Source organism: Clostridioides sp. ES-S-0005-03, assembly GCF_020658455.1.
Classification (GTDB): Bacteria; Bacillota; Clostridia; order Peptostreptococcales; family Peptostreptococcaceae; genus Clostridioides.
Genome location: NZ_JACVWI010000001.1, coordinates 1,119,789 through 1,145,690, shown reverse-complemented (window position 1 = coordinate 1,145,690; position 25,902 = coordinate 1,119,789). Strand labels below are relative to the sequence as shown.

At 26.5% G+C, this 25,902-nt stretch carries 24 protein-coding genes and 1 riboswitch; of the genes, 19 read left to right on the top strand and 5 right to left on the bottom strand.

What is annotated here, in order from left to right:
• Positions 1-134 precede the first annotated feature (134 nt).
• The 4 genes from yqeC (at position 135) to IC218_RS05520 (ending at position 4,511) form a co-directional block, all read left to right on the top strand.
• The gene (yqeC, locus tag IC218_RS05535; RefSeq protein WP_227823986.1) at positions 135-863 is read left to right on the top strand and encodes a selenium cofactor biosynthesis protein YqeC; all 729 of its coding nucleotides are present in this window, start codon (positions 135-137) and stop codon (positions 861-863) included.
• A gap of 106 nt (positions 864-969) precedes the next feature.
• Positions 970-1,539, top strand: coding sequence for a molybdenum cofactor cytidylyltransferase (mocA, locus tag IC218_RS05530; protein WP_227823985.1), 570 nt, complete (start codon positions 970-972; stop codon positions 1,537-1,539).
• Positions 1,536-2,555, top strand: a complete 1,020-nt coding sequence (locus IC218_RS05525) for a molybdopterin-binding protein (protein ID WP_227482584.1) — start codon at positions 1,536-1,538, stop codon at positions 2,553-2,555. Before mocA ends, IC218_RS05525 begins: the two co-directional genes overlap by 4 nt.
• Before the next feature lie 330 nt (positions 2,556-2,885).
• Complete coding sequence (locus IC218_RS05520) at positions 2,886-4,511, top strand: ABC-F family ATP-binding cassette domain-containing protein (RefSeq protein WP_227823984.1); 1,626 nt, start codon at positions 2,886-2,888, stop codon at positions 4,509-4,511.
• 307 nt (positions 4,512-4,818) lie between these two features.
• Here IC218_RS05520 and IC218_RS05515 read toward each other — a convergent pair whose 3' ends face one another.
• Together IC218_RS05515 and IC218_RS05510 are read right to left on the bottom strand one after the other, a co-directional pair.
• On the bottom strand, positions 4,819-4,959 hold the full coding sequence (locus tag IC218_RS05515; protein WP_227434994.1) for a hypothetical protein: 141 nt from the start codon (positions 4,957-4,959) through the stop codon (positions 4,819-4,821).
• Between the two features lie 190 nt (positions 4,960-5,149).
• The gene (locus IC218_RS05510) at positions 5,150-6,262 is read right to left on the bottom strand and encodes a tyrosine-type recombinase/integrase (protein ID WP_227823983.1); all 1,113 of its coding nucleotides are present in this window, start codon (positions 6,260-6,262) and stop codon (positions 5,150-5,152) included.
• 347 nt (positions 6,263-6,609) lie between these two features.
• Between IC218_RS05510 and IC218_RS05505 the strand changes: the two genes are divergently transcribed.
• The gene (locus tag IC218_RS05505; protein ID WP_227434997.1) at positions 6,610-6,987 is read left to right on the top strand and encodes a BlaI/MecI/CopY family transcriptional regulator; all 378 of its coding nucleotides are present in this window, start codon (positions 6,610-6,612) and stop codon (positions 6,985-6,987) included.
• Between the two features lie 537 nt (positions 6,988-7,524).
• Here the strand turns inward: IC218_RS05505 and IC218_RS05500 are convergent.
• Entirely contained in the window at positions 7,525-7,788 is a 264-nt protein-coding gene (locus IC218_RS05500; protein ID WP_227434999.1) for a hypothetical protein, read from the bottom strand.
• 321 nt (positions 7,789-8,109) lie between these two features.
• On the opposite strand from IC218_RS05500, the gene IC218_RS05495 reads away from it, so the two are divergent.
• From IC218_RS05495 to IC218_RS05480, 4 genes are all read left to right on the top strand, one after another.
• Entirely contained in the window at positions 8,110-8,682 is a 573-nt protein-coding gene (locus IC218_RS05495) for a hypothetical protein (RefSeq protein WP_227435000.1), read from the top strand.
• Between the two features lie 101 nt (positions 8,683-8,783).
• Positions 8,784-9,782, top strand: a complete 999-nt coding sequence (locus tag IC218_RS05490; protein WP_227435001.1) for a DUF4003 domain-containing protein — start codon at positions 8,784-8,786, stop codon at positions 9,780-9,782.
• A gap of 351 nt (positions 9,783-10,133) precedes the next feature.
• Positions 10,134-10,772 carry a lactate utilization protein gene (locus tag IC218_RS05485; RefSeq protein WP_227823982.1) on the top strand — a complete coding sequence of 213 codons (639 nt, stop codon included), beginning with the start codon at positions 10,134-10,136 and terminating at the stop codon, positions 10,770-10,772.
• Positions 10,773-10,798: 26 nt separating this feature from the next.
• Positions 10,799-11,698: a YegS/Rv2252/BmrU family lipid kinase gene (locus IC218_RS05480; protein WP_227435009.1), complete on the top strand. Its 900-nt coding sequence runs from the start codon at positions 10,799-10,801 to the stop codon at positions 11,696-11,698.
• Between the two features lie 107 nt (positions 11,699-11,805).
• Here the strand turns inward: IC218_RS05480 and IC218_RS05475 are convergent, their stop codons facing one another.
• Complete coding sequence (locus IC218_RS05475; RefSeq protein ID WP_227435015.1) at positions 11,806-13,470, bottom strand: glutamine--tRNA ligase/YqeY domain fusion protein; 1,665 nt, start codon at positions 13,468-13,470, stop codon at positions 11,806-11,808.
• A 294-nt stretch (positions 13,471-13,764) separates the two neighbouring features.
• On the opposite strand from IC218_RS05475, the gene IC218_RS05470 reads away from it, so the two are divergent.
• From IC218_RS05470 to IC218_RS05440, 7 genes are all read left to right on the top strand, one after another.
• Complete coding sequence (locus IC218_RS05470; RefSeq protein WP_227823981.1) at positions 13,765-14,478, top strand: DUF2140 domain-containing protein; 714 nt, start codon at positions 13,765-13,767, stop codon at positions 14,476-14,478.
• Between the two features lie 160 nt (positions 14,479-14,638).
• The gene (locus IC218_RS05465; protein WP_227435019.1) at positions 14,639-15,202 is read left to right on the top strand and encodes a hypothetical protein; all 564 of its coding nucleotides are present in this window, start codon (positions 14,639-14,641) and stop codon (positions 15,200-15,202) included.
• A 301-nt stretch (positions 15,203-15,503) separates the two neighbouring features.
• The gene (locus IC218_RS05460) at positions 15,504-17,204 is read left to right on the top strand and encodes a hypothetical protein (protein WP_227435021.1); all 1,701 of its coding nucleotides are present in this window, start codon (positions 15,504-15,506) and stop codon (positions 17,202-17,204) included.
• Between the two features lie 168 nt (positions 17,205-17,372).
• Positions 17,373-17,990: a hypothetical protein gene (locus IC218_RS05455; RefSeq protein ID WP_227435022.1), complete on the top strand. Its 618-nt coding sequence runs from the start codon at positions 17,373-17,375 to the stop codon at positions 17,988-17,990.
• A gap of 109 nt (positions 17,991-18,099) precedes the next feature.
• A riboswitch (Lysine riboswitch) is annotated at positions 18,100-18,268 on the top strand.
• Between the two features lie 81 nt (positions 18,269-18,349).
• A complete protein-coding gene (locus IC218_RS05450; protein ID WP_227482593.1) occupies positions 18,350-19,543 on the top strand; it encodes an aspartate kinase in 1,194 nt (397 codons plus the stop codon).
• A gap of 17 nt (positions 19,544-19,560) precedes the next feature.
• A complete protein-coding gene (lysA, locus tag IC218_RS05445) occupies positions 19,561-20,853 on the top strand; it encodes a diaminopimelate decarboxylase (RefSeq protein ID WP_227823980.1) in 1,293 nt (430 codons plus the stop codon).
• Between the two features lie 204 nt (positions 20,854-21,057).
• Entirely contained in the window at positions 21,058-21,723 is a 666-nt protein-coding gene (locus tag IC218_RS05440) for a hypothetical protein (protein WP_227435027.1), read from the top strand.
• Between the two features lie 148 nt (positions 21,724-21,871).
• Here IC218_RS05440 and IC218_RS05435 read toward each other — a convergent pair whose 3' ends face one another.
• Positions 21,872-22,957 carry an AI-2E family transporter gene (locus IC218_RS05435; RefSeq protein WP_227823979.1) on the bottom strand — a complete coding sequence of 362 codons (1,086 nt, stop codon included), beginning with the start codon at positions 22,955-22,957 and terminating at the stop codon, positions 21,872-21,874.
• 191 nt (positions 22,958-23,148) lie between these two features.
• Between IC218_RS05435 and IC218_RS05430 the strand changes: the two genes are divergently transcribed.
• The 3 genes from IC218_RS05430 (at position 23,149) to IC218_RS05420 (ending at position 25,740) form a co-directional block, all read left to right on the top strand.
• The gene (locus tag IC218_RS05430; RefSeq protein WP_227482596.1) at positions 23,149-23,865 is read left to right on the top strand and encodes a pseudouridine synthase; all 717 of its coding nucleotides are present in this window, start codon (positions 23,149-23,151) and stop codon (positions 23,863-23,865) included.
• 42 nt (positions 23,866-23,907) lie between these two features.
• Complete coding sequence (locus IC218_RS05425) at positions 23,908-24,489, top strand: tRNA (mnm(5)s(2)U34)-methyltransferase (RefSeq protein WP_227435032.1); 582 nt, start codon at positions 23,908-23,910, stop codon at positions 24,487-24,489.
• A gap of 378 nt (positions 24,490-24,867) precedes the next feature.
• Positions 24,868-25,740 carry a MurR/RpiR family transcriptional regulator gene (locus IC218_RS05420; protein ID WP_227435034.1) on the top strand — a complete coding sequence of 291 codons (873 nt, stop codon included), beginning with the start codon at positions 24,868-24,870 and terminating at the stop codon, positions 25,738-25,740.
• Positions 25,741-25,902 lie beyond the last annotated feature (162 nt).

Below are 25,902 nucleotides of genomic sequence, written 5' to 3'. Positions count from 1 at the left end.
TGTTTACAACAGAATCTATTTACTTTTTAGTTTATAGAATTTCAAAAATCACTTTTACTAAAACAGTTAAATTATAAATTTCAAATAAATCAAATTTAGGATATTTAAAAGAAATATTTATGAGAGGTGAAAGTGTGAAATTATCAGATATGATAGGAGCAAATGAAATAATAACTGTAGTTGGAGCAGGAGGAAAAACTTCATTTATAAAATACTTTGCGAATTTTTATAGAGATAAGCTAAAAGTTTTACTTACAACAACTACTAAAATATATTTACCTGATGAAAAAGACTATGACAATATATTTATGACAATAGATGGAACTTCTATTCCATCTATTTGTCATGGAGTAACAGTATGTGGAAGCTGTATAAATAATGAAAATAAAATAGTAGGAATCAAGTTATCTGATTTAGAAAAAATGATAGACAAATTTGATTTGGTATTGATAGAAGGTGATGGTTCAAAGAGAAAAAAACTTAAAGGTTGGAATGATGGAGAACCAGTAGTATATTGTAAAACTACAAAAACTATAGGTATATTAGATATAACTTCATTTGGAATGGATATTAATGAAGAAAATATACATAGGTTAGATGAATTTAAAAAAATAACTAATTTAAATATGCGTAATATAAATGATAATTCTACAGTAAATCTTGATAATTTAAAAAATGTAGTATTAAATCCAAAAGGATTGTTTAAAAATTATCATGGTAAAAAAATATTATTTATTAATAAAGTCGAAAATGAAATGTATGAAAGTTTAGCTATAAATTTAATTAAAATTATTAAAGAGCATGAAAGTGAAATAGACATATTTTATGGAAGTATAAAACAAAATTTTTGTATAAGATATTGAAGTATTAAAATAATTTATGTGATATTATATATATAGATAATATCAATAAAGATACTATAAAATCATAACAATATCAATACATTATAAATGTTAAGGAATGATATATATGATAAATGCAGTAATAATGGCGTCAGGATTTGCCAGAAGAATGGGAGAAAATAAACTTTTACTGGAATATGATGGATGTTCTATAATAGAACGTGTACTTAAAGCAGTTAGTAAAATTAATTTTCATCAAGTTGTAGTTGTAAGTCAATATAAAGAAGTTTTAGCATTGTGCAATAAATATGGCTTTAAATATGTAGATAATAAAGATGCAAATATAGGTCAGAGTGAATCCATAAAATTGGGAATTTTAAATAGCTCAAAATGTGATGGATATATGTTTTTTGTGGGAGACCAACCATTTATTGATGATTTATATATAGATAAAATTATAAATACTTTTAAATTAGATAGAGATTTTATAGTAATTCCAAGATGCAAAGATGTATGTGGAAATCCAGTTGTATTTCCATTTAGCAAAAAAAAGGAATTGTTGGCACTTAAAGAAGATGAAAAAGGGAAAACTATTTTAAAAAATTCATCAAAAATAAAATACGTAGAAGTTCCCGAAAAAATGTTATTAGATATTGATACAAAAGTGGATTATGAAAGAATAGGGGGCAAATTATGAAATTAATAAAAACTATAGATGCTGTTGGACAAGTTTTATGTCATGACATTACTCAAATAATACCAGGAGAATTTAAAGGAAGAAAATTTAAAAAGGGACATGTAGTAAAAGAAGAAGACATTCCAGTTTTATTATCTCTTGGTAAAGACAACTTATATGTATGGGAAAAATCAGAGGGAATGATTCATGAAAATGAAGGAGCTTTATTTTTAAAAGAATTAACTGCTGGAGAAAATTTAGATTTCAGTGAAATAAAAGAAGGAAAGATAGATTTTATAGCAGCATGTGATGGGCTTTTAAAAATAGATGTCGATGCACTTTTTGATTTAAATTGTGTTGGCGAAATAATGATGGCAACTCTTCATAATAATTTTGTAGTAAATAAAGGGTTGAAAGTAGCTGGAACAAGAGTCATACCTTTAGTTATAGATGAGAAAAAACTAGAAGAGGCAAAAAAAGTAGTTGATAACAGAAAGATAGTCAATGTGATACCTTTTAAACCTAAAAAAGTAGGAATTGTTACCACTGGTAATGAAGTGTTTTACAGTAGAATTGTTGATAAGTTTGGACCAGTAATAGAAGAAAAAGTAAAGGGGTTTGGATGTGAAGTTATAGGTCAAACTATATGTCCAGATGATAAGGATATCATAAAAAATGCAATAAAAGAATTTATAAGTCAAGGAGCAGAACTTATCTGTTGTACTGGTGGAATGAGTGTAGACCCAGATGATGTCACACCAACAGCTATAAAAGAGACTGGAGCTGATTTAGTTACATATGGGTCACCAATATTACCAGGAGCAATGTTTTTACTTGCTTACTATGGAGAAGTCCCAATTATGGGTATACCAGGGTGTGCAATGTATCATAAAACTACAGTGTTTGATATAGTTCTATCTAGGATTTTAATAGATGAAAAACTTGACAAATATGATATAGCTAAATATGGTCATGGTGGTCTTTGTATGAACTGTGATGTATGTACTTACCCTGCATGTAATTTTGCTAAAATATAAAACCATAAAAATAGAGTACTTACAAACTTAGGTACTCTTTTTAAGTATTAATTATACAGAAAATATATTTTTACTAATAGCTAAAACAGTTTAAAGATTCAAATAAAGTATTTAGAGTGTGTAAAAGAATTAATAAAGTTGCAATTTGATTTTTTTATAAGTATAATATAATAGATTGTTAATTTTTATGAAACTTACAATCTTTAATACAATTTTAATAAATATTTCACGAATTTGGTATAAAAAATATGCTGTTTACGTGAGAATAAAAATGTTATCAAAATTTTATGATAAAATAAATTATGAACAAAAAGAAAGGAAAATACATTAATGTTACAAGTTACAGGTGTTGGACTTAGATTTGGTGATAAGGAACTATTTAAAGATGTTAACTTAAAATTCACTAAAGGAAATTGCTATGGAATAATAGGAGCTAATGGTGCGGGAAAATCTACTTTTTTAAAAATATTATCAGGAGAAATAGAACCAAATACAGGGAATGTGTCTATAACTGATAAAGAAAGAATGTCAGTTTTAAAACAGGACCACTTCGAATATGAGGAAGAAACTGTTTTAAATGTTGTTATAAGAGGTCATGAAAGACTTTGGAGTATAATGCATGAAAAAGATGCTTTATATATGAAAGAAGATTTCAGCGAAGAAGATGGAATAAAAGCTGCTGAACTTGAAGGTGAGTTTGCAGAACTTGATGGATGGGATGCAGAAACTAACGCTGAAAAAATACTTATGGGTCTTGGTATAACTAAGGATATGCATTACAAACAAATGAAAGAATTAGTTGGTGGAGAGAAGGTTAAAGTGTTATTAGCACAATCACTTTTTGGAAAACCTGAAATACTATTAATGGATGAGCCTACAAACCACTTGGATTTTAAATCAATAAATTGGTTAAATAATTTTATAATGGATTTAGAAGAGTCTATAGTTATAATAGTATCACATGATAGACATTTCTTAAATCAAATATGTACTAATATAGTTGATGTTGACTTTGGTAAAATACAGATGTATGTTGGAAACTACGACTTCTGGTATGAATCAAGTCAATTAGCATTACAACTTGCTAAAGACCAAAACAAAAAGACTGAGGAAAAGATAGCTCAATTAAAGGAATTCATAGCTAGATTTAGTTCTAATGCTTCAAAAGCTAAACAAGCTACATCTAGAAAGAAACAATTAGACAAATTAGAAATTGAAGATATACAACCATCAAGAAGAAGATATCCATATGTAGGATTTACACCTGCTAGGGAAATTGGTAATGAAGTTTTAGAAGTACACAATTTAACTAAAACTATAGATGGAGTTAAAGTACTTGATAATGTTTCATTTAGATTGGATAGAGATGACAAAGTAGTATTTATGGGTGATGAAATAGCTACTACTGCACTTTTAAATATAGTTATGGGAGAACTTGAACCAGATAGTGGAGAATATAAATGGGGAGTAACTACTTCTCAAGATTATCTTCCAAAAAACCATAATAAGTTTTTTGATGGAGTAGAGTATTCTCTAGTTGACTGGCTTAGACAGTTTTCTGAAGAAAAAAGTGAGAGTTTTATAAGAGGATTTTTAGGTAGAATGTTATTCTCTGGAGAAGAAGCTTTAAAAGAAGCTCAAGTTATATCTGGAGGAGAAAAAGTTAGATGTATGCTTAGTAAGCTAATGCTTTCAAATGCAAATGTACTTGTGTTAGATGACCCTACTAACCACTTAGACTTAGAAAGTATAACTTCTGTTAACAAAGGACTTGAAAAATTCCCTGGGGTGCTTTTATTTACTTCTCATGACCATGAGTTTATATCTACTATAGCAAATAGAATTATAGAGATAACTCCAAATGGAATAATGGATAGAAAGATGGACTTTGATGAGTATTTAGAAAGTAAAGATATACAAGACCAATTAGCTAAAATGTATGGGAAAGATAAATAATTGTTAGTTTAAATATTATTTTTACTAATTATAATTATTAGAATAAAAACCTTTTAATGTTTGAGAATACGCTATAGAAGTATCTAGGTATTTAATCAAATATTAGGAGGTTTTTTATTTAGTATATATATTGTAGTAAATAGGGTTGTAGAGATAACTCAAACAGAACTACGGATAGAAAGATGTATGGATTTTTATTATAAAAAGTACATGTCTCCAAATCAAAATTGATTGTTTACATTGTGTCAAATTACAATAATGTTTGGAGACATAATAAGAAGAAGTTATATAATATAATTTCATAAGTCTATAGACATTCTCTTTTATGATAATGTATTTTTTGTAAGGTTATAGGCGTTACTTTTTCATCATAAAAATCTTCTGCTTTACTAGTAACAATACCACCTAAGCTACAAATGATTTTAACTGTTGTGTCACGTGCTTCCATAAAAATTTCATCAACATCTTGAGAAAATAAATTAAGTTTATAACGCTAAAACTATTTTGTAATAAATATATTTTAACTCTTCTATTATAAAATTAAATTTGAATATTAATTTAACTTTAATTTTATTAGTAGTAAAAATTAATTTTATAGATGATAAAGGCTAGAGTAGTTATAATTAAAAAATGTAATATTAGTTGGCATTAAATAAGTTCTCAGAAATTTTGTCAGATGCTTCTTTATCCATTTCTTTTAGAACATGGGAATAAACATTTAAGGTTGTATTTATATTTGAATGACCAACTCTTTCTGAGATAACTTTTATAGGTACCTTAGAATTTATAAGTAAAGTAACATGTGAATGTCTTAAATCATGAAATCTAATGTGTGGCAAGTCATTCTTTTCTAAAAATCTTTTGAATTTTTTACTCATAACATCTTCAGCAATAGGTTCACATTTTTTATTGAAAAATAACAAGTCATGACTATTTCTAATAGAAGACTTTAATAAGTTTTTATTTTGTTTTATCTTATATTCCTTTAGTAAAAAGATTAATTCCTTTGGAGCAGATACTTTTCTAATAGAGCTTTCAGTCTTTGGTTCTTTAAGAATTACAGAGCCATTAATTCGAGCTGTTATCTTATTTACAGTTATTGTATTCTCTTCAAAATCAATATTATCCCAAGTCAAACCTAAAACTTCTGAAATTCTAAGACCTAAACCAACTGCTAAATTAATAGGTAATTCCATATATGTATTTTTTGACAATTTCAACAATTTTATCATTTGTTCTTTGTCATAAATTTCATTTTTAAATTTTTTATATCTTGGAGCTTCTATATTATCCATAATATTTTCTTTTACTAATTTGAGTCTATATGCTCTTTTTATTGCAAGTTTCAATATATTTATATGAATCTTAATTGATTGAGGATTCAATTTATGAGATAGTTTATCAATGTAGTTCTGTATATGAATTGGATGTAAATCCTGTATTTTATATTTACCAATAGAGGGATTAATATAATTCTTACAAATACTAACATAATTGTTGTATGTAGCTAATGATATATTTTCACTGTACTTTTTTAAAAAATCTAATAGAAATTCTGAGACAGTGATTTCGTTTGGAATTAAAAAGCCATCTTTATACAGACTTTCCTTTACTTCATTTAACCTTTTGCTCGCATCTCTTTTTTTATCAAAAATACCCATGTTCTTTTGTTTTCTTTTTCCAGTATCTTCATCTGTAAATTCAAGATAAACTACATAATTCTTGTTTCGTTTTCTAATAAATGCATTCATATATAACCCACCAATCAAAATTTTATACATTTATTATAACATATGGATAAACTCAAAAATAGTTTTTGAAATAAATTTATGGCTATTTCAAATATTGATATTTATTGATTATAAAATGAGTATATTATCTTAAATATTAGAATTTTAATTTAATAATCTGTTATACTTATATATATAAATAAAATTTATTATTTACTTTTGGGTTTTTTATGTTTGATTGGTACTGAAAATATAAGTTTTTTATATTAATAAATTTGAATTGTATATTTTGAATAAAACCTTTGACTGGGAAAGTTTATTAATATAGTATTTAATTATGTATAAGTTTGAGAGGAGTGTAAAATCATATGACTATTACTAAAATACCACCAGCGGAATTAAAGGTCATGAAATTTATTTGGGGATCAGATTTTACAGTAACATCAAAAGATGTCATTGAAGCTATGGAAAAACTATATGATTGGAAGCAAACTACAACACTAACACTTTTATCAAGATTAGTAAATAAGAAGTTCTTGGATGCTAAAAAGATAGATAGACATACACATTATACAGTTATTATTGGAGAAGCTGAATATTTACATTTTGAAACAAAAACTTTTCTAGATAATATGCATGGAAGTTCTATTGAAAGCTTTATGAAAGCATTGTTCAAAAAGGGGGTAAATGAGGAGGAATTAAATTCTGTTGAAAAATGGGTAAAAGACATTAAGAAAGATGAATAGTTTGTTTGAGATCAATAGCAAGAATAACTTTAAACATATATTTTTTGTAGTAATTGTATGTTTAAATGTATGAACATTTAAGCATTTAATAGTATATAAAAACTAAGGCTTATTAGTTATTTTTAAGATGAATTTAATTATCATAAAATAAATAGTTTTTACAATAATTAGTAAAATGAATTAAAAGTGAAGTAAACTGTAAAATACATAGATTTATTTATTAAGTATCCCTAGTTTTCTAATGCATTTTAATACTATAAGTCTAATATAAAATCAAATTTATTGATATTTAATTTTATATTAGACTTATAGTTAATCGGAGCTTAGCTAAATATCGATTATTAAAATAGAAAACTAAAATTTTTTTATTATTTATACAAATTGATTATTTTTTAGGTATATTAAATGACAATGTATTAGATTATCTTGTTGTTTAAATGAGTATTTATAAGTATAAAATAAATATTACTAAAATAGATATTAATAGCCATTAAAATAAAAAGAAAAGTTCCTAATTTTTAGGAACTTTTTATTTGTTTAGTATAATGTATGAGTTTTTGCTTCAGCAATAGCTCTTGCTGCACTTTTAGGATTTTCTATATTCTCTTTTTTATAGAAATTAATTACTTCTTCTAAATCTTTATTTTCAATGTCATCTTTTCTATTTTCAAGAATATAATTTATGATTGATTCGTTTATAAAGTTTGATAAATCTGTATTTTCATTATTAGTCATTTTGTATACTTCTTGTAATAAAATTTCATTAACTTCAACTGTAATTTGTTTTGTATTTTTTATCATATTAATCACCTCTTAAAAAAATTATAGCATTTCAAAAAAATAAAATCAATATGTTTTAAAATTATAGAATTTTAATTCTTAAATTCTTAAAAATAGAAAAATTAAATAGAAGTAGTTTTGAGCTATTAAAAAGATTAATAAAAAAAATATTTAGTCATAAAAGCCTTATACTATATGATTCTAAGATGAAGGATTTATAAAGGTTTAGGGTGAATTAAGTATAAGACAACTTCTTAAAGCAAATGAGTATGGCATTTAAATCTAAATGTAGACATATAATATTAAATATGCTAATATATCAAAATAATAAGGGGGGAATTTATGAAGCTTAAAGAAGCATTGATTACATGTGTTGTATGTAGTGTATGTTTAACTCCATTATTGGTAAATGGAGAAACAAAAATAGATGCAGAGCATTGTAAAGAATCTATAGTAAATATAGATACTATAGTAACTTCAGGTAAAAACTTTAATTCTAAATATAATCAAGGTATGGAAGACTATAAAAGCAGTGATGAGTATAAATTGAAAGTGCAAAAAGAGAGACTAGAAAACCAGCTAGGAATCAAAATAAAGGATTTAATTCCTATAACATTTGAAGTGAGTTATTATACCAGCCTTAACCAAGAAAATGGATATGGAGCTATAACTGCTACAGGAGATGATTTAGAAGATGGTTTTGTGGCAAACAATCACTTAAGTTTTGGAACTAAGATTATTGTAGATGGTAAAGTAAAAACCGTTATGGATAGGGGGTCTAGTAAGTATTTTAGTAATTCTAATGCGATAGATGTATTTGTACCCAAATGGAGTAACGAAAGTGAATCAGAGTATTATGACAGGGTTAATAATATGGGAAGGCACTATAAAAAAGGATACATCATTATGGAATAATAGTTCTTCTTCAAGTAATATGTATTGATTGCAATATTTATTACATATATAATAGATATTAAGTTAATTAATACAACAATGTATATTACTGGGAGGGCAATATGGAACAAACTTTTATAAATGGGAAAATAAACTTATTAATGGAAAATTATAAAGCATTAAATGAAGTTAAAGGTTCTTGGCAAATGGGATTAATTCAACATAGTTGTGCACTTGCATTTACGCTTAAGAACAAGAGGATAAGCCCTAGATTAGTAGAAGAGCGAATAGAGCTTATTAAAAAAAATACTGGATTATTCTCTAACTTTAGAGGATATAACATATTTTATATTGCAACACTACTTTCATTTGAATCAAATCCAGAAAGTAGTTTTAAGATGATTTTAGAGATATATAAAAATCTTAAAAATGAAAAGTTTTGGGGAGATACATATTTACCACTTACAGCATCAATAGTCTATGAAAATAGAGATAAAATGGATTATATTACATGTATATCAAAAATGAAAACAGTATACGAATATATGAGGAAAAAACATCCATTTTTAACATCTAGTGATGACTATTGTAATATAGCACTTATTGCAATTCATTCAAAAAATTTAGAAGAAGATTTAGAATACATAGAAAAATGCTATGAATTTCTAAATAAAAATGGTTTTTATAAAGGAAATGACTTACAAGCACTATCTCAAATTCTTTTATTTAGCGAAGATAGAACAATGGGTAAATGCAAAAAAACTATTGAACTTAAAAAAGCATTTAAAGAGAATGATTGTAAGTTAAATTATTATGGGTATCCAATAATAGGAGCAATTTCGTTATTAGATTATAAAGAAAATGAAATAATAGAAAATATAAAAAATGTTTCAAATAGACTTAAAGAAGAAAAAGGTTTTGGGAATTGGTCTTTAGGAAAAAGCAATAGAGTAATGATTAGTTCTGCTGTTGTGGCTTCTATTTATGCAGATTCAATACAAAAAGAAAATAATATAGATTCTATAGCTAATAATATATTTTTAAATATTATTATTGCTATTCAAGTTGCTTGTGTAATGGCAGCTACAAGTGCAGCTATAGCATCTTCTTCATCAAATTAGTGACATTATTTATTAAAATTGGATATAATAAACTTAATAATACAATTTATATGTTTAAAAAAGAATATGATATTACACTTAAATTAATTGTGATATTTAATAAAATAAAGCATATAATTAATATATAGATTTCAGAAAATATATAATACTACATACAATATAGGGAAAGTAGAAAAATACATCTACTTTCCTTTTTAATTATAAATTATGAGTTAGTCTTATAAAAAAATTTATGGAAAATTTATTTAAAGTTTTATATTGTATTTTTTCTTAGATGTACTAAAATAAAACTATAAAGAAAATAAAATTTATAACAAACTAATACATATTGAAAATAAGGGGGAAGTTGAGATGGATCAAAATCTAAATTGGCTTAAAGAAAAAAGAATAGAAAAAACAATAAAATCTCTAGAAAGTAATAACATGAAAGGGTATCTAGTAAATAATAAAGAAGAGCTTCTTAAAAAAATTGAAGAAATAGTAGAAGTAGGTTCTTTAGTAGGTTGTGGTGGCTCTATGACTTTATTTGAGACAGGAGTTATTGACTTTATAAGAGAAAAATATGATTTTCTTGATAGATATGCAAAAGATATTAAACCAGAAGAAATGAAAGAAATATACAGAAAATCATTTTGTGCAGATGCTTATTTTACAAGTACTAATGCAATAACAGAAAATGGAGAGCTCTATAATTTAGATGGAAATGGAAATAGAGTAGCTGCTATGATATATGGACCAAACAAAGTAATAGTTGTAGCAGGTGTAAATAAAATAGTTAAAGATGTAGATGAAGCTATAAAAAGAACTAAAACAATAGCCGCTCCAGCAAATTGCAAGAGACTGAATACAAATACTGGATGTAAGACTACTGGCATATGTATAGATTGTTCAAGTCCAGGAAGAATTTGCTGTAGCTATACACTTATAAAAAGACAATTAGCACCAGAAAGAATACATGTAATTTTCTTAAACGAGGACTTTGGATATTAAAAGAATAAAATAAGTAAGGAGAAATAATGAAAAAAGTAAAACTTATATACAATCCTAATTCAGGTGAAAAAAAAATATTATCAAATTTAGATACTATTATAGAATTATATCAAAAACAAAATTATTTATTGATACCCTATAGATTGAATATTAAAGAGCCTGTAAATAATGCATTTAAAGAAGTAGATAGTTCCTATGACCATATACTAATAGCAGGTGGCGATGGAACTATAGATTTAGTTGTAAATTCAATGAAAGAGTTAGATATAAAGATTCCAATCGGAATTTTACCTACAGGAACTGCAAATGATTTTTCAAATGCTCTTCAAATTCCATTTGATATAAAAGAAGCTATAAAGGAAATCATAAATTCAAAGCCAAAGAAAATAGACATAGGGAAGGTAAATAATAAATACTTTATAAATGTCGCAAGTGCAGGTATGTTTACTGATGTATCACAAAGAATAAGCACAGACTTAAAGAATTCGTTTGGAAGAATTTCTTATTATATAAAGGGAATAGAAGAAGCATTGTATATGAGGAAGTTTAAGATAAAAGTATATTCCAAAGAGATGAATTATGATGGAGATATGTATCTTATGCTGATTTTTAATGGAAAAACAGCAGGAAATATAAATTTAGCATATAAAGCTGAAATAGATGATGGATATTTAGATGTAATTATTTTTAAAGGAATGCCAATTCCAAAATCAATACCAGTTTTGATAAGTGTGCTTAGAGGTGATTACTTAGATCAATATAATGGAAATGAAATATTGTATTTTAAAACTAAAAAAGTAGATATAGAATGTAAAGATTCTCTTATAACAGACATTGATGGGGAAAAAGGTCCAGATTTTCCTCTCAATATAGAATGTATAAAAGATGGAATAGAGGTTATGGGAATCTGTAGTGGAAAAAGTTAATTATTTAAAATAAATGATGAAGACTAAAATAAAAAATTACTTCTAACTAAATTTATTTATAGTAGAAGTAATTTATATCTTAAGTCTTCATTTTTTAGTTATAACAATTATTTAGCAGGTTTAAAAGAACTTTTTAAAGGAACTATTCTATTGAACACAAGTTTTTCCTTAGTTGTATATTTATTATCTATACTAAAGAACCCATTTCTAACAAATTGGAATTTATCAAAAGGTTTAGCATCTTTTACTTGTGTAGGCTCAACAAAACCTTGTAATATTTCTAATGAATTAGGATTTATCTGTTCTAAGAAATGCTTTCCTTCATTTTCAGGTAAATCATCAAGAATCAATGGCTCAAACAATCTAAATTCACATGGTATAGCTGATTTAGCATCAACCCAATGTATTGTAGATTTTACTTTACGACCTGTAAATCCAGAACCACTCTTAGTTTCAGGGTCATAAGTACCATGTATTTCGACTACATTTCCATTTTCATCCTTAATTACATCCGTACATTTTACGAAATAAGCTCCTTTTAAACGAACTTCATTTCCTGGGAAAAATCTGAAATATTTTTTAATAGGTTCTTCCATAAAATCATCTTGTTCTATATATAATTCTCTAGAAAAAGGAACTAATCTTTTACCTTGAGATTCATCTTTAGCATTGTTTTCTATTTCAAGCATTTCAACCTTATCTTCTGGGTAGTTGGTTATAACTAGCTTTAAAGGTCTTAAAACTCCCATAGCAAGTGGAGCCTTTGGCTGTAAGTTTTCTCTTAGGAAATAATCAAGCATTTGACTGTCTACTGTAGAGTTAACTTTCGATACTCCTATTTCACTACAAAAATTACGTAAAGCTTCAGCAGTATATCCCTTACGTCTAATTCCAGATATAGTAGGAACACGAGGGTCATCCCAACCATCAACAATTCCTTCGTCTACAAGTTGTTTTAATTTTCTTTTACTCATAACAGTATTGTTTATGTTAAGTCTAGCAAATTCTATTTGTCTAGGTACATTTTCCATTTCACATTCTCTGACAAACCAATCATAAAGAGGTCTTTGGTCTTCAAACTCCAAAGTACATATAGAGTGAGTTATTCCTTCAATTGCATCTTCAATTGGATGGGCAAAAGCATACATAGGATATATACACCATTTATCTCCTGTATTATGATGTGTTGAATGAGCTATTCTGTATATAATTGGGTCTCTAAGGTTTATATTTGGAGAAGACATATCTATTTTAGCTCTTAATGTTTTTTCTCCATCTTTAAATTCACCATTTTTCATTCTTTCAAATAAATCTAGGTTTTCTTCAATAGTTCTATTTCTATAAGGGCTTTCTTTACCAGGTTCAGTAAGAGTGCCACGATACTCCCTCATTTCATCTTGTGTTAATTCACACACATAAGCTTTACCTTTTTTTATTAGGATTAAAGCTCTTTTGTACATTTCATCAAAGTAGTTAGATGCAAAATTTAATTCATTCCAATCAAATCCTAACCACTTAACATCTTCTTTTATGGATTCTACATATTCAACATCTTCTTTTAATGGATTTGTATCATCAAATCTTAAATTAGCCTTTCCATTAAATTCTTTAGCTAGTCCAAAGTTAAGACATATACTTTTTGCATGACCAATATGTAAATATCCGTTTGGTTCAGGTGGAAAACGAGTTATTATACTGTCATGTTTTCCTGTTTCTAGGTCATTTATAATAATATTTTTTATAAAGTTAGATGAGTTCGTTTCATTTGACATATTTTCATACCTCCTATTTAATTTGCTTATAATACAGAACACTACACTGTATTGCATAATATTAATTTTAATCCAAGATTAGAAAAAAATAAAGGTGTAATTAAGAGTATTATGCAAAATATTAACTTTTATACTAAAAACATGTTTTTTTACAGTTTATTTACAAAAAAGCAGATTAGTTGAATTAATCTTTAAAAGACTGTATTATAATATGTATATTGTTAAGAATATTATGTGAAGTTAGTTATCTAAATTTATTTTAAATCTGTTGACAGATTTGTAAAGGAGACGATTATGGGAAGGATTGCAAAGATTATATTAAGCTTAATTGTTATTATTTTAGTGTTAACAGGTATTGTTGTATACACATTAACACCAAAAGAGAGATATGATGTTAGTTCACAAAATAATAAAATCATAGACGAAGAGTATTTATCAAAAGGTTCATATATAAATTCTATGGAAATAGTAAAAAATCCACTTAGAATGGTTGGAAAAGTATCTGTTTCCGAAGAAGAGTTTAGAAATCTAATATATACATTAATGAATAAACATGGAATTAAAGAATTTGAAAATAATTTTGTTGAGATGAAGGATGGAAAAATAAAAGTGGCAGGTCCATATAAGGTCTTTGGTCTAATCAATAGCCAATATGAGCTTGAACTAAAACCCACTTTAAAAAATGAAGATTTGGTTGTAAGTCTTGAAAATGTAAAGATTGGAAAATTTAAAATAAGTGATAAAATGCTAGAAAAAATACTAAGTAATTACAATAAAAAGGTTCCATTTGAGGTTAATGGAAATAAAATTACTTTAGAAAAAAGTTATCTTTATCCAGTAACACTTAAAAATATATCTATAAAAAAAGGAAATGTTGATTTGGATATGGAAGTAGAAATAGATTTAAAATCACAAATAAATGGAGCATTAGGTTATCTAAAGGATTCTGGAAAAGCTCAGGATATACTAAATCATTTGATTAATTTAAAGAAAACATCTGTTGGTTAAAAATATAGAAAATTTATATTTATATTTTTATTATATTTTATATAATATTAAAGCACTTTAAAATCAAAATTTGTAAAATAGCCTTTATTATGTTAGAATATTTTATGACATTAAGTTGTAAGTGTATAATATTATTTAATTACTAGATTGGGGGGAAATGATGAATAAAATTTATATTGTAACAACATATACAGGAACTGTATTATCTTATTTAATAAGAAATATAAGTAAAAAACTGTATACACATGTGTCAATATCATTAAATGAAAATTTAAAGCCAATGTATTCTTTTGGGAGATTAAATCCAAGAAATCCATTTATTGGAGGCTTTGTTGAAGAAAATATAAATCAAGGCTTATATGCTATAAGAAAAAATACTGTATGTAGAGTATATTCATTAGAAGTAGATAATTCACAATATGAAAATCTATTTAAAAATATAAAATTAATTAGTGATTATAGAGAAGATTACTATTATGATATAATGGCATTGATATATTTGTCTATGAATATTCACAGAAAAGTTGAATATAAATACGTATGTTCAAACTTTGTTGCTGATATGTTAGAAAAAAGTGAAATAGATATTTTGAATAAAGAAGCATTTGAAGTAACACCAAATGATTTCTATAATTTAAATGGTTTAACTTTAGAGTATGAAGGTTTATTGTCAGAATATAATTCTAAACAGCATTCTTATGTATCCAAAATGGCAAACATATAAAAAATTTATTTTAAAATTTATCATATAAAAATATTGCTAAATAATTAGGCTGAAGATGGTAGTTTAACTTCGAGAGGATTAAGAATTCGTAAATCTTAGTTAGAACACTTTCTTCAGTTTTTGATTTTCTGTAGTTATTTACATGATTATAATATTTTTTTGAGATATATATCAAATATAAATAAACAGTGGTACAAAAGTATAAAGATATCTTAATACATAATAAATATGATAAATATTTATTTTTTGTAAATATATGGATATAATAGTAATAATAATATTTTATAGAGAGGAGTATTAAATGAAACGATATCTTAAAACATATGGAGTTTCACTCATAATTGTAGCAATTTATGCATTTATTAAATTACCTGTACTTAGACTGGACTTCACATCTTTATTTTCAGTAGGAATAATATTTTTTGTTGTAGCAGGAATATTAGATATGATGCTAGATAGAAATGAAAGAACATCTAAACTTGCTAAATATAATTTTTCAATAGCAATAGCTTTACTTGTATATGTTGTAGTTGTACCCTTTATAGCCTCTACACCTGTACTTCATGCAAAAGCCTATAAAGACTTATTAGGAAAGGTGACTGAGAGTAAATTTACTGATGATATGAGTCCTGTCAGTGTAAATGACATTCGTCTTGTAGATGAAGACATGGCAATGAAATTAGGTGATAAAAAACTTGGAGAAGTTCCAGCTATAGGTAGTGTATCAAAATTAGGAAAGTTTCATATACAAAATGTAGATGGAGAGTTGTACTGGGTAGCACCTCTTGTGCATAGAGATATAATTAAATGGGTTACATCTTTAAGTGGTACAAGTGGATATGTAAAGGTATCAGCAAGTAATCCTCAAGATGTTCAACTAGTTCAAGAAATAGATGGAAAACCAATAAAGATAGTATATCAACCAGAAGCTTATTTACATCAAGATTTACAAAGACATTTATACATACATGGTATTGTAAATGTTGGTATGACAGATTTTACTCTTGAAATAAATGATGAAGGAAGACCTTATTGGGTTGTAAGTTTATATGAACATAAAATTGGTTATGGAGGAGCAAATGCCACAGGCATAGCTACCGTTGATGCAGAAACTGGAAAAATAAATGTCTATAATGTTAAAAATACACCTAAATGGGTAGATAGAATACAACCACAAAAATTTGTAACAGACCAAATTCAAGACTGGGGTGTTTATGTCAATGGATTTTTAAATTCTGTTATATCAGAAAAGGGAGTACTAGTGCCAACAGAAGGGACATCGCTAGTCTATGGAAATGACAATAGGTCATATTGGTATACAGGTATAACATCGTCTGGTGGAGATGAATCTACAATTGGATTTATGCTTGTTGACTCTAGAACTAAAGAAGCTAAACTGTATAAGCAGCCAGGAGCAACTGAGACAGCTGCGATGAAATCAGCTGAAGGTAATGTTCAAGAAAAGAATTATGAAGCTACATTCCCTGTTATGTACAATATATTAGGTCAGCCAACATATGTATCATCTTTAAAAGATAAAGCTGGTCTTGTAAAGAGAGTAGCCTTTGTATCTGTTGAAGATTATAATGTACTTGGTCTAGGGGAAGATAAAAATGAAGCTTTAAGAAATTATAAAGATTCATTAGAATCTAAAGGCAATGACTTAAAGCTTGATAATGATATGAAAGATGAAGTTATAGAAGGTGTAGTAACTAGAATAAGTCCTGATGTGCGAGGAGGAAATACTAATTACTATGTAACTTTAGATTCTAATAAAGAGATAATATTTAAAGCTACCTCAAAAGTATCTAGCGAATTACCATTGACTCAAGTTGGAGACAAAGTTAAAATATCATATTCAAAAGAAGATTCTGGTGTAATTGAAATGTCAGAATTTGATAACTTAAATATTGCAAATTTTGATGATAAAAAAGCAAAACAAGAGACAGGAACTAATGAAGATACAAATTCACAAGATTCTGAAAGTCAAAGCAATGTGTAACTTAGTAAAAAAACTGTAGATAGTGTTTAGTGCATTAATAGCTAGTTTTTATAGAAATAAATTCTATAAAAACTAGCTATTTTATTTTAATTCTTTGTAAATTTAATGTCATAAATTTAATATAATATTAGTACAACTTTGCAAATAATACTTCAAGGAGAATGTACTATGACGAATATGGAAAAAGAGATATTGCTTTTAATTAGCAGGGTTAGATGTGTTACAGAAGCTCAATTTAGAAAGATTTATGGAGACCAAAAAAGATACAATAAAAAAAATTTCAAAAAAACATTGAGAAAAATGTGTAGTGAGTATACACTAAAAAAATATCCATGTGATGTGGATTATCGTAACTATAAGGACCTCTCATATGTTTACTATTTGAATGGTAGTAAGCTTTTTAAGGGAGATGATTTAATAAAGGCTCTAGTAGGGTCAGAACTAGTTGTTAGAATTAATACTGCAGGTTGTGATGTAAAAAGATTTTATCGAAATGTTAGTGTAGATGATGTTAAATATGATTTATTTATTGAATATACAGATCAATTTGGCAATATAAAGCAGGTTTTAGTAGATGTTGATTTAAATAATGAAATAGATGTTTCTAAATATGAGAATCTCTCTAGAAAAATAGATAAATCTACAATTCCATTTTTTAGAGTACCAAATATTTTGGTGGTTACACCAGATAATTTATCTGAATTAAATGACTTAGAGAAAGAAGATAATGAATATAGTATAAATTTTATAGATTTAGGATTAAATAAACTATTTAATTGTATATAAGATATTTTAGAAAATAAAGTTTTTGATTTGCCACATTTTGTAAAAAAATTGTTGCAATATTATATAGAATATGATAAAACTATATTAATAAATTAATTAATAATAATGAGCCTAGGGTAGAGGTAGCTATATTCAAGAGTAATCAATAGTAGCTGGTAAGTGTTGATGATTGATGAAAGGGTCTATAGCCGAAGAAAAGTTGTTGACAAACAGATTTTCTGGACTTATGCAGAATATGCATAAGGCTGTCACTTTTAAAGTGGTGAGCTACAAGGTTACTTGGTCTATGAAGTTCACACGTCCAAAGTATACCTTTGGGCGTTTTTATTTATCAAAATTTAGCTTGAGGGGGAAAAAGCATGAGTATAATTGTCCAAAAATATGGAGGAAGTTCAGTTGCAGATACTGACAAAATAAAGTCAATTGCAGAAAATATAATAGAAAGAAGAAAAGAAAATCCACAAATGGTAATAGTTGTATCTGCTATGGGAAAATCAACAGATGAATATATAAACTTGGCAAAAGAATTGAGTAATGAACCTAGTAAAAGAGAGCTAGATGCTTTAATGTCTACTGGAGAAATGATTTCGGCATCTTTATTATCAATAGCATTAAATGCACTTGGTTGTAAAGCCATAAGCTATAATGCTTATCAATTAAATATAAAAACAAGCGGACTTCATGGAAAATCTCAAATTGACGATATAAATGTAAATAGAATAAAGAATAGTTTAGATGAAGGGAATGTTGTAATAGTAACTGGATTTCAAGGAATCAATGAAGATGGTGATGTAACTACTCTTGGAAGAGGTGGTTCAGACACATCTGCTGTAGCTCTTGCAGTTAAATTAAATGGCAAATGTGAGATATATACAGATGTTGATGGAATTTATTTTACAGACCCAAGAAAATATGCAAAGGCAAGTAAACTTGATGAGATTGAATATGAAGAGATGCTTGAATTAGCAAGTTTAGGAGCACAAGTAATGCATTCAAGAAGTATAGAACTTGCACAAAAATATGGTGTTGAAATTTATGTTGGACGTACATGTGGTACAGTAAAAGGAACATATATAAGAGGGGGAAAAGACATGAAATTAGAGGATAAAGTAATAACAGGATTAGCTACTAGTGATGATGATAGTTCTATAACAATAAAAGATTTTAAAGTAGAAAATATATCTAGTTTATTTGAAGATATAGCAACTATGGGAATAAGTGTGGATATGATAAGTCAAACTGCACCTATTTTAGATAAAATAAGTGTGTCATTTACAGTTCCAAAAGAAGAATTAGGAGAGTGCAAAAAGATAGTGTCTAAATATACAAATGAAGAACATGTAGTAATTGATAATAACATCACTAAATTCTCTTTAGTAGGTCTTGGTATGAAAAATACTTCTGGAGTTGCTGCTAAAGTATTTAAGATATTTAATGAAAATGGTATAATGGTAAAACTTATAACTACATCAGAAATTCGTATAACTTGTGCCATAAATTCTGATGATAAACAAGTAGCTATTGAGAAAATAGCAGAAGTATTTAATATATAAAACTTAGGGAGGATATTATGAAACTTCATGGAACTATGACTGTAAAAGACAATGAATTATATATTGGAGGTGTAAGCTGTCTAGAGCTTAGTAAAAAATATCAAACTCCATTATATGTATTTGACGAAGACTTAGTAAGACAAAACTGTAGAGAATATATAAAATATTTTAAGGCTAAAGATGGAAAAAATAAAGTTGCTTATGCAGGTAAGGCATTTTTACCTCTTTATATGTGTAATCTTATAAATGAAGAAGAGATGTGTTTGGATGTAGTTTCAGGAGGGGAACTATATACAGCTTATAAATCAAATTTTCCTATGGAAAAAGTTTTCTTTCATGGAAACAATAAAACTGAAGAAGAAATAAATATGGGATTAGATTTGGGAGTAGGTAAGTTTGTAGTAGATAATTTCTATGAGTTAGATTTAATTGAAAAATTATGTAAAGAGAAGAAGAAAACTCAAGAAATATATTTTAGAATAACACCTGGTATAGAAGCTCACACACACGATTATATAAAAACAGGTCAAATAGATTCTAAATTTGGTTTTGCTTTAGTAAATGGAGATTTGTTTAGAGCAATAGAAAAATTGAATGATTATACAAATATTAAATTGGTAGGTCTTCATGCTCATATCGGTTCACAAATATTTGATGTAGAACCATACATAGATACAGTAGATATAATGATGAACTTAGTAAAAGAAATAAAAGAAAAATTTAATATACAGCTGACAGAAATTGACTTAGGCGGAGGTGTAGGTGTTTATTATAGTAAAGGTGATAAACCTAAAACTATAAGAGAATTCTGTGAAACTATAATCACTAAAGCAGAAAATTCTTGTAAAGAACTTGGAATAGAAGTACCTACATTGGTAATAGAACCAGGAAGGTCAATAGTTGCAAATGCAGGAAGTACATTGTATACAGTAGGTTCAATAAAAGATATAAAAGATGTTAGAGTTTATGTAAGTGTAGATGGAGGTATGACAGACAATGTAAGACCTTCACTATATCAAGCTAATTATGAATGCAGTATTGTAAATAAGATTAACCATGAAACCATGAACCATGTAACAATAGCTGGTAAATGTTGTGAAAGTGGAGATATATTAATTGGAGATATAGATATAATGGATATAAAAAGTGGAGATGTACTTATAACAACATCAACAGGTGCATATGGATATTCAATGTCTTCAAATTATAATAAAATACCAAGAGCAGCAGTAGTGTCAGTATTTGATGGAGATGACAAGATAATTTGTAAAAGACAAAGTTATGAAGACTTATTATCTTTAGAAGTATAGAAGAAGAATTAAATATTAAATTTTAAAATAAGTAGATTAGACGATATATCTATAGATTTAAACTAATTTTTAGTTTGTTATAGTTATTCAAGTCATATCTACTTATTTTCTGTTTTATTAACAATTTTCCTGTAATAAATATAAAATATTTTAAAAACTTCCTGATTATGATAAAATTTAAAGTATATGACAAGGAGGGATTTAATGAGAGGAAGAGTAATTTTATTGATATCGATATTATCTATATTTCTTGTAGGATGTTCATTTAATAAAAAAGATGAAATAAGTTCAACTGAGCAAGGAAAAATATATTTAGAGAAACATGACTATAAAAAAGCTATGGAAGCATTATCCTCTGCATTAGAAGAAGATAGCGCTAATGAAAATGCAAGAGCTATGTATATGCAATCTATGAGAATGCTAAATGTGGATGAATTTGAAAAAGCTACAAATTATACGGATGCAATTAAAGAGCTTAAGCTTATAGAGAAAATTAAAAACGGCTCATCTGTTATTAAAAATGAAGCATCTAAAAAGAAAGAGGAATTGACTAAATTAGAAAAAGAACAGAATGAAGCAGAGGAAGAACGAAAGAAAAAGGCAAAAGACACAGCTGGAGAAGATAGGTATAGAGTGGAATCAGAAGCAAAGAAATCTTCCTATAGTGAAAAGAGTAAAAATAATAAATCTAATTCCAAAAACAAAAATACAACTTCAAACAATAACAAAGATGTAACTAACAATGATTCTTCTCAAAATCAAGAAAAACCAAATACGAGCAATCCAACACCGACACCAACTCCACCTTCATCAGAAAATAGTGGAGGGTCAGATAGTAGTGGAAATTCTCAGAACTCAAATAATCAGTAAATGTAAAGTATTACATATAAACAATTAAGACTTTGTATCAGAAAATGAAATTAACTTTTAGCATATATTCTTTGCCAAGAGTTAATTTCATTTTTTTATAGTAATGTAATAGATAATAATTAATTTTTAAAATTATAAAAGATAAAGCTTATTGCAATCTCTTGTCAATATATTTGTCAATAGAAGTTTTTACAACAGCAGCTACAGGTACTGAAAGAAAAACACCTATAAATCCAAAAAGAGACTGTCCTATTAAAATCGCAGAAATTATCCATATAGCTCCTATTCCAACTTGATTGCCCATAACCTTTGGCTCTATGAAATTTCCATCTAGTTGTTGTAATATAAATATAAATACGATAACCCATATGGTTTTTTGTGGGCTGTATAAAATTGTCATAGCTACTGGAGGTATAGCTCCAATAAATGGCCCTAGATAAGGTATTATATTTGCTAAAAATATTATTGAAGCTAAAAATAAAGCATTTTCTATTCGAATGATAAATTGAAATCCTATAAATGCAATTATACCAATAATGAGAGAGTCTAAAATTCTACCAATTAAATAATCATAAAAAATATCATGGGTAGTTCTAAAAAATTCTATAATGTCATCAGCTTTGTTTCTAGCAGTAGAAGAATATAGCAATCTTTTAAATCCTAATGCAATTTTTTCCTTATCATATATAATATATATAGATAATATAAAGCCCATTACCATACTAAATAGCATAGATGATATGCTAAGTGTATAGATTAAAAAGTTTTTAGGAATTCTACTAATAAAATTACTAGCTTCTTTTAATGCATTATCTAAGCTGTGTTGTATATGAGGAATTAGAGCTTTTAAAAAATCTATGTTTGACATATTTTTTTCTATAAAATTATCTATATAATCACTGTAGATAGGCATTTCATTTATTAATCTATTTAATGTATTGGCTATTGAAGGAATTAGTAATCTAATACCAAAAGCTAAAATAATACCTATCAATATATAAGATAAAAAAATGGATAAAAGCCTATGTGTTTTAAATTTTATTTCAAAAATCATTACAAGAGGATTTAAAAGCAAAGCGAGTAAAATAGCTAGTAAAAATGGACTAAAAAAACTTAATAATCCTTCAATGCTAGATATAAAATCTGCTGGAGTATTAATAAACTTAAAAAATAAAATTCCAATAAACACGACCATTAAATAATATTTTACATTTTCTTTTGAAATAATAATCACTTCCTTAAAATAGTGTTTAATCAGCTATTACATATTAATAGTATGTGAAAAGAAATTACAATTATTTAGGAAAATTAAATAATTTTTTGGCTTGTTTTTAATTAAGGTCTAGTATAGTATAATAATGTAACAAAATTAATGTTGATAAAAATATTAAATAACATATAATTTAAGATAAGAAAGGATTATGTATGAGAATTAATAAATATATAGCTTCTTGTGGAATTGCATCTAGAAGAAAAGCAGAAGAAATCATTCTTGAAGGAAGAATAAAGGTAAATGGAAATATAGTAAAAGAGCTATCTTTTAATATTGATGAAGAAAAAGATATAGTAGAATTTGATAATAAAGCAGTAAAGCCAAGCGAAAATTATGTCTATATAGTATTGAATAAGCCAGAAGGTTATATAACTACTGTAAAAGATCAGTTTAATAGAGCAAGTGTAATAGATATATTAAAAGATGTAAAGGAAAGAGTATATCCAATAGGGAGGTTAGATTATGAAACAAGTGGGCTTTTGATACTTACTAATGATGGAGATTTAACATATAAACTTACTCATCCAAAACATGAAATTAATAAAACTTATGTGGCAAGTGTAAAAGGAATTATAAATAAGGATGAAATAAAAAATTTTGAAAAAGGACTAAAAATAGAAGATTATACAACAGCACCTGCTAAAATCAGAGTAACTAAGGAAAATAAAGAAAAGAATTATTCAGTATGCGAAATAACTATACATGAAGGAAGAAATAGACAAGTAAGAAAAATGTGTAAGGCTATAAATCATCCAGTTTTAAACTTAAGAAGAATTTCTGTAGGGAAAATAGTATTAAAAGATATAAAAGTTGGTGAATATAGATACTTAACAGAAGATGAAATAAAATATTTAAAATCAATAAAATAACATGAAAATGAAATGAAGTTAATAGTAGGGAGAAATAATATTATGGCATATGCAAAACATTTAACTAAAATTACAGATATAAATAAATTTTATTTAGAAAATATTATTAATAAAGGTGATGTAACAATAGATGCTACCATGGGAAATGGTTATGATACAAAGTATTTGGCTGAAAAGGTTGGAGAAAAAGGCTTTGTATATGCTTTTGATATACAAGAAGAAGCTCTAAAATCTACAAGAAAAAAATTAGAAAAAGAAGGATATATAGATAGAGTAAAATTAATACTTGATGGTCATGAAAATATCGATAAATATGTAAAAGAAGAAGTTTCATGTGTTTTATTTAATTTAGGATATCTTCCAAGAGCAAAACATCTAATTATAACTAAACCAGATACAACTTTAAAAGCTATAAAGTCTAGCTTAGAAATATTAAAAGAAAATGGAATAATAAGTATTGCTATATATACAGGACATGATGGAGGGCAAGAAGAAAAAGATAGTATATATAATTTTGTAAATAATTTAAATCAAGATGAATTTAATGTTTTAGAATCTAAATTTTTAAATCAAGTCAATAACCCACCACAATTGATTTTAATTGAAAAGAAAAAATCACAATAAACACTAAAAAAAACTTGACAAGATTCTATTAAGAGTTAATATATATATTGTAACCTTTTAAAAACACTTTAAATAATAAGTATATGATAATTTACTTTTGAAGTAAGTAATGTGCTTAAATATGCAAAATAAAATATTTAACTTTTAAATGAGTAAAAATTGAAAATTTTAAAAGAAATATTGAATAAATCTTAAAAAATGCAAGGAAAGATGGTATAATAAATTTAATCGAAAATACTATGTGAAGTATAAGGTACAGAAAAGTTAGAATTTTATGAGTTTAAGAAGCTGAGATAAAAACTAAAATAATAAAATTTTTAGAAAAAATATTAGTAGTGATAAAAAGAAAATAGTTTATATAACTAAAAGGAGAAAAAAATGGAAGAAACAAATGAAATGAAAGATAGTAAACATTTGATATCAAATATACAATCTCAATACACGAGGTTAAGTAAGGGGCAAAAACTTATAGCACAATATATTTTGAATAATTATGATAAAGTTGCATTCATGACTGCATGCAAATTAGGTGAAACTGTAGGAGTGAGTGAATCTACTGTTGTAAGGTTTGCAAATGCTCTAGGCTATAGTGGGTATCCAAAATTACAAGCTGCACTTCAAGAACTCATAAAAAATAAATTAACTACAGTACAAAGAGTTGAAATGGCACATGATTATTCTGATGATTTTGCAATATTGAACAAAGTTTTAAAGAGTGATATAGATAATATAAGATCAACATTAGAAGAAATTGATGAAAAAGCATTTAAGGAAGCTTCTAATAAACTTTTAAAGGCAAGAAAAATATATATACTTGGTATGAGAAGTTCTTTTGTAGTAGCTCAATACCTAGGTTTTTACTTAGATATAATACTTGATAATGTCCATATAATTAGAATGGATATGGGAGATGCATTTGAACAGATTGTAAGAATAAACGAAGAAGATGTTATAGTTGCAATTAGTTTCCCACGTTATTCAAAAAAATCTTATCAAATTGTCAATTATGCTAAGGAAAAAGGAGCACATGTAATTTCATTAACAGATAGTTTATTTGCACCAGTAGCAGCACTTGCAGACAATACTCTTTTGGTTAAGAGTAATATGGCTTCATTTGTAGATTCACTAGTTCCAGCACTTAGTATTTCAAATGCTCTTGCAATCTCTGTTGGTATGAAAGAAAAAGAAGATATTAAACAGCACTTCGATGACTTAGAGCAAATCTGGAAGAGATATTCTGTATACGAGTAAAGTTTATATATTAATAAGTATGATTAATTATTAAAAATCTCAAATCCATCAGTTTTTGAGTAAAAATACTATAAAAAACTGACTGACATTTAACTGACAGTCAGTTTTTTTATTTAAATAAGATTTTGCTTAAATTATCAATAAAAAAAGACCCTCAAAAGA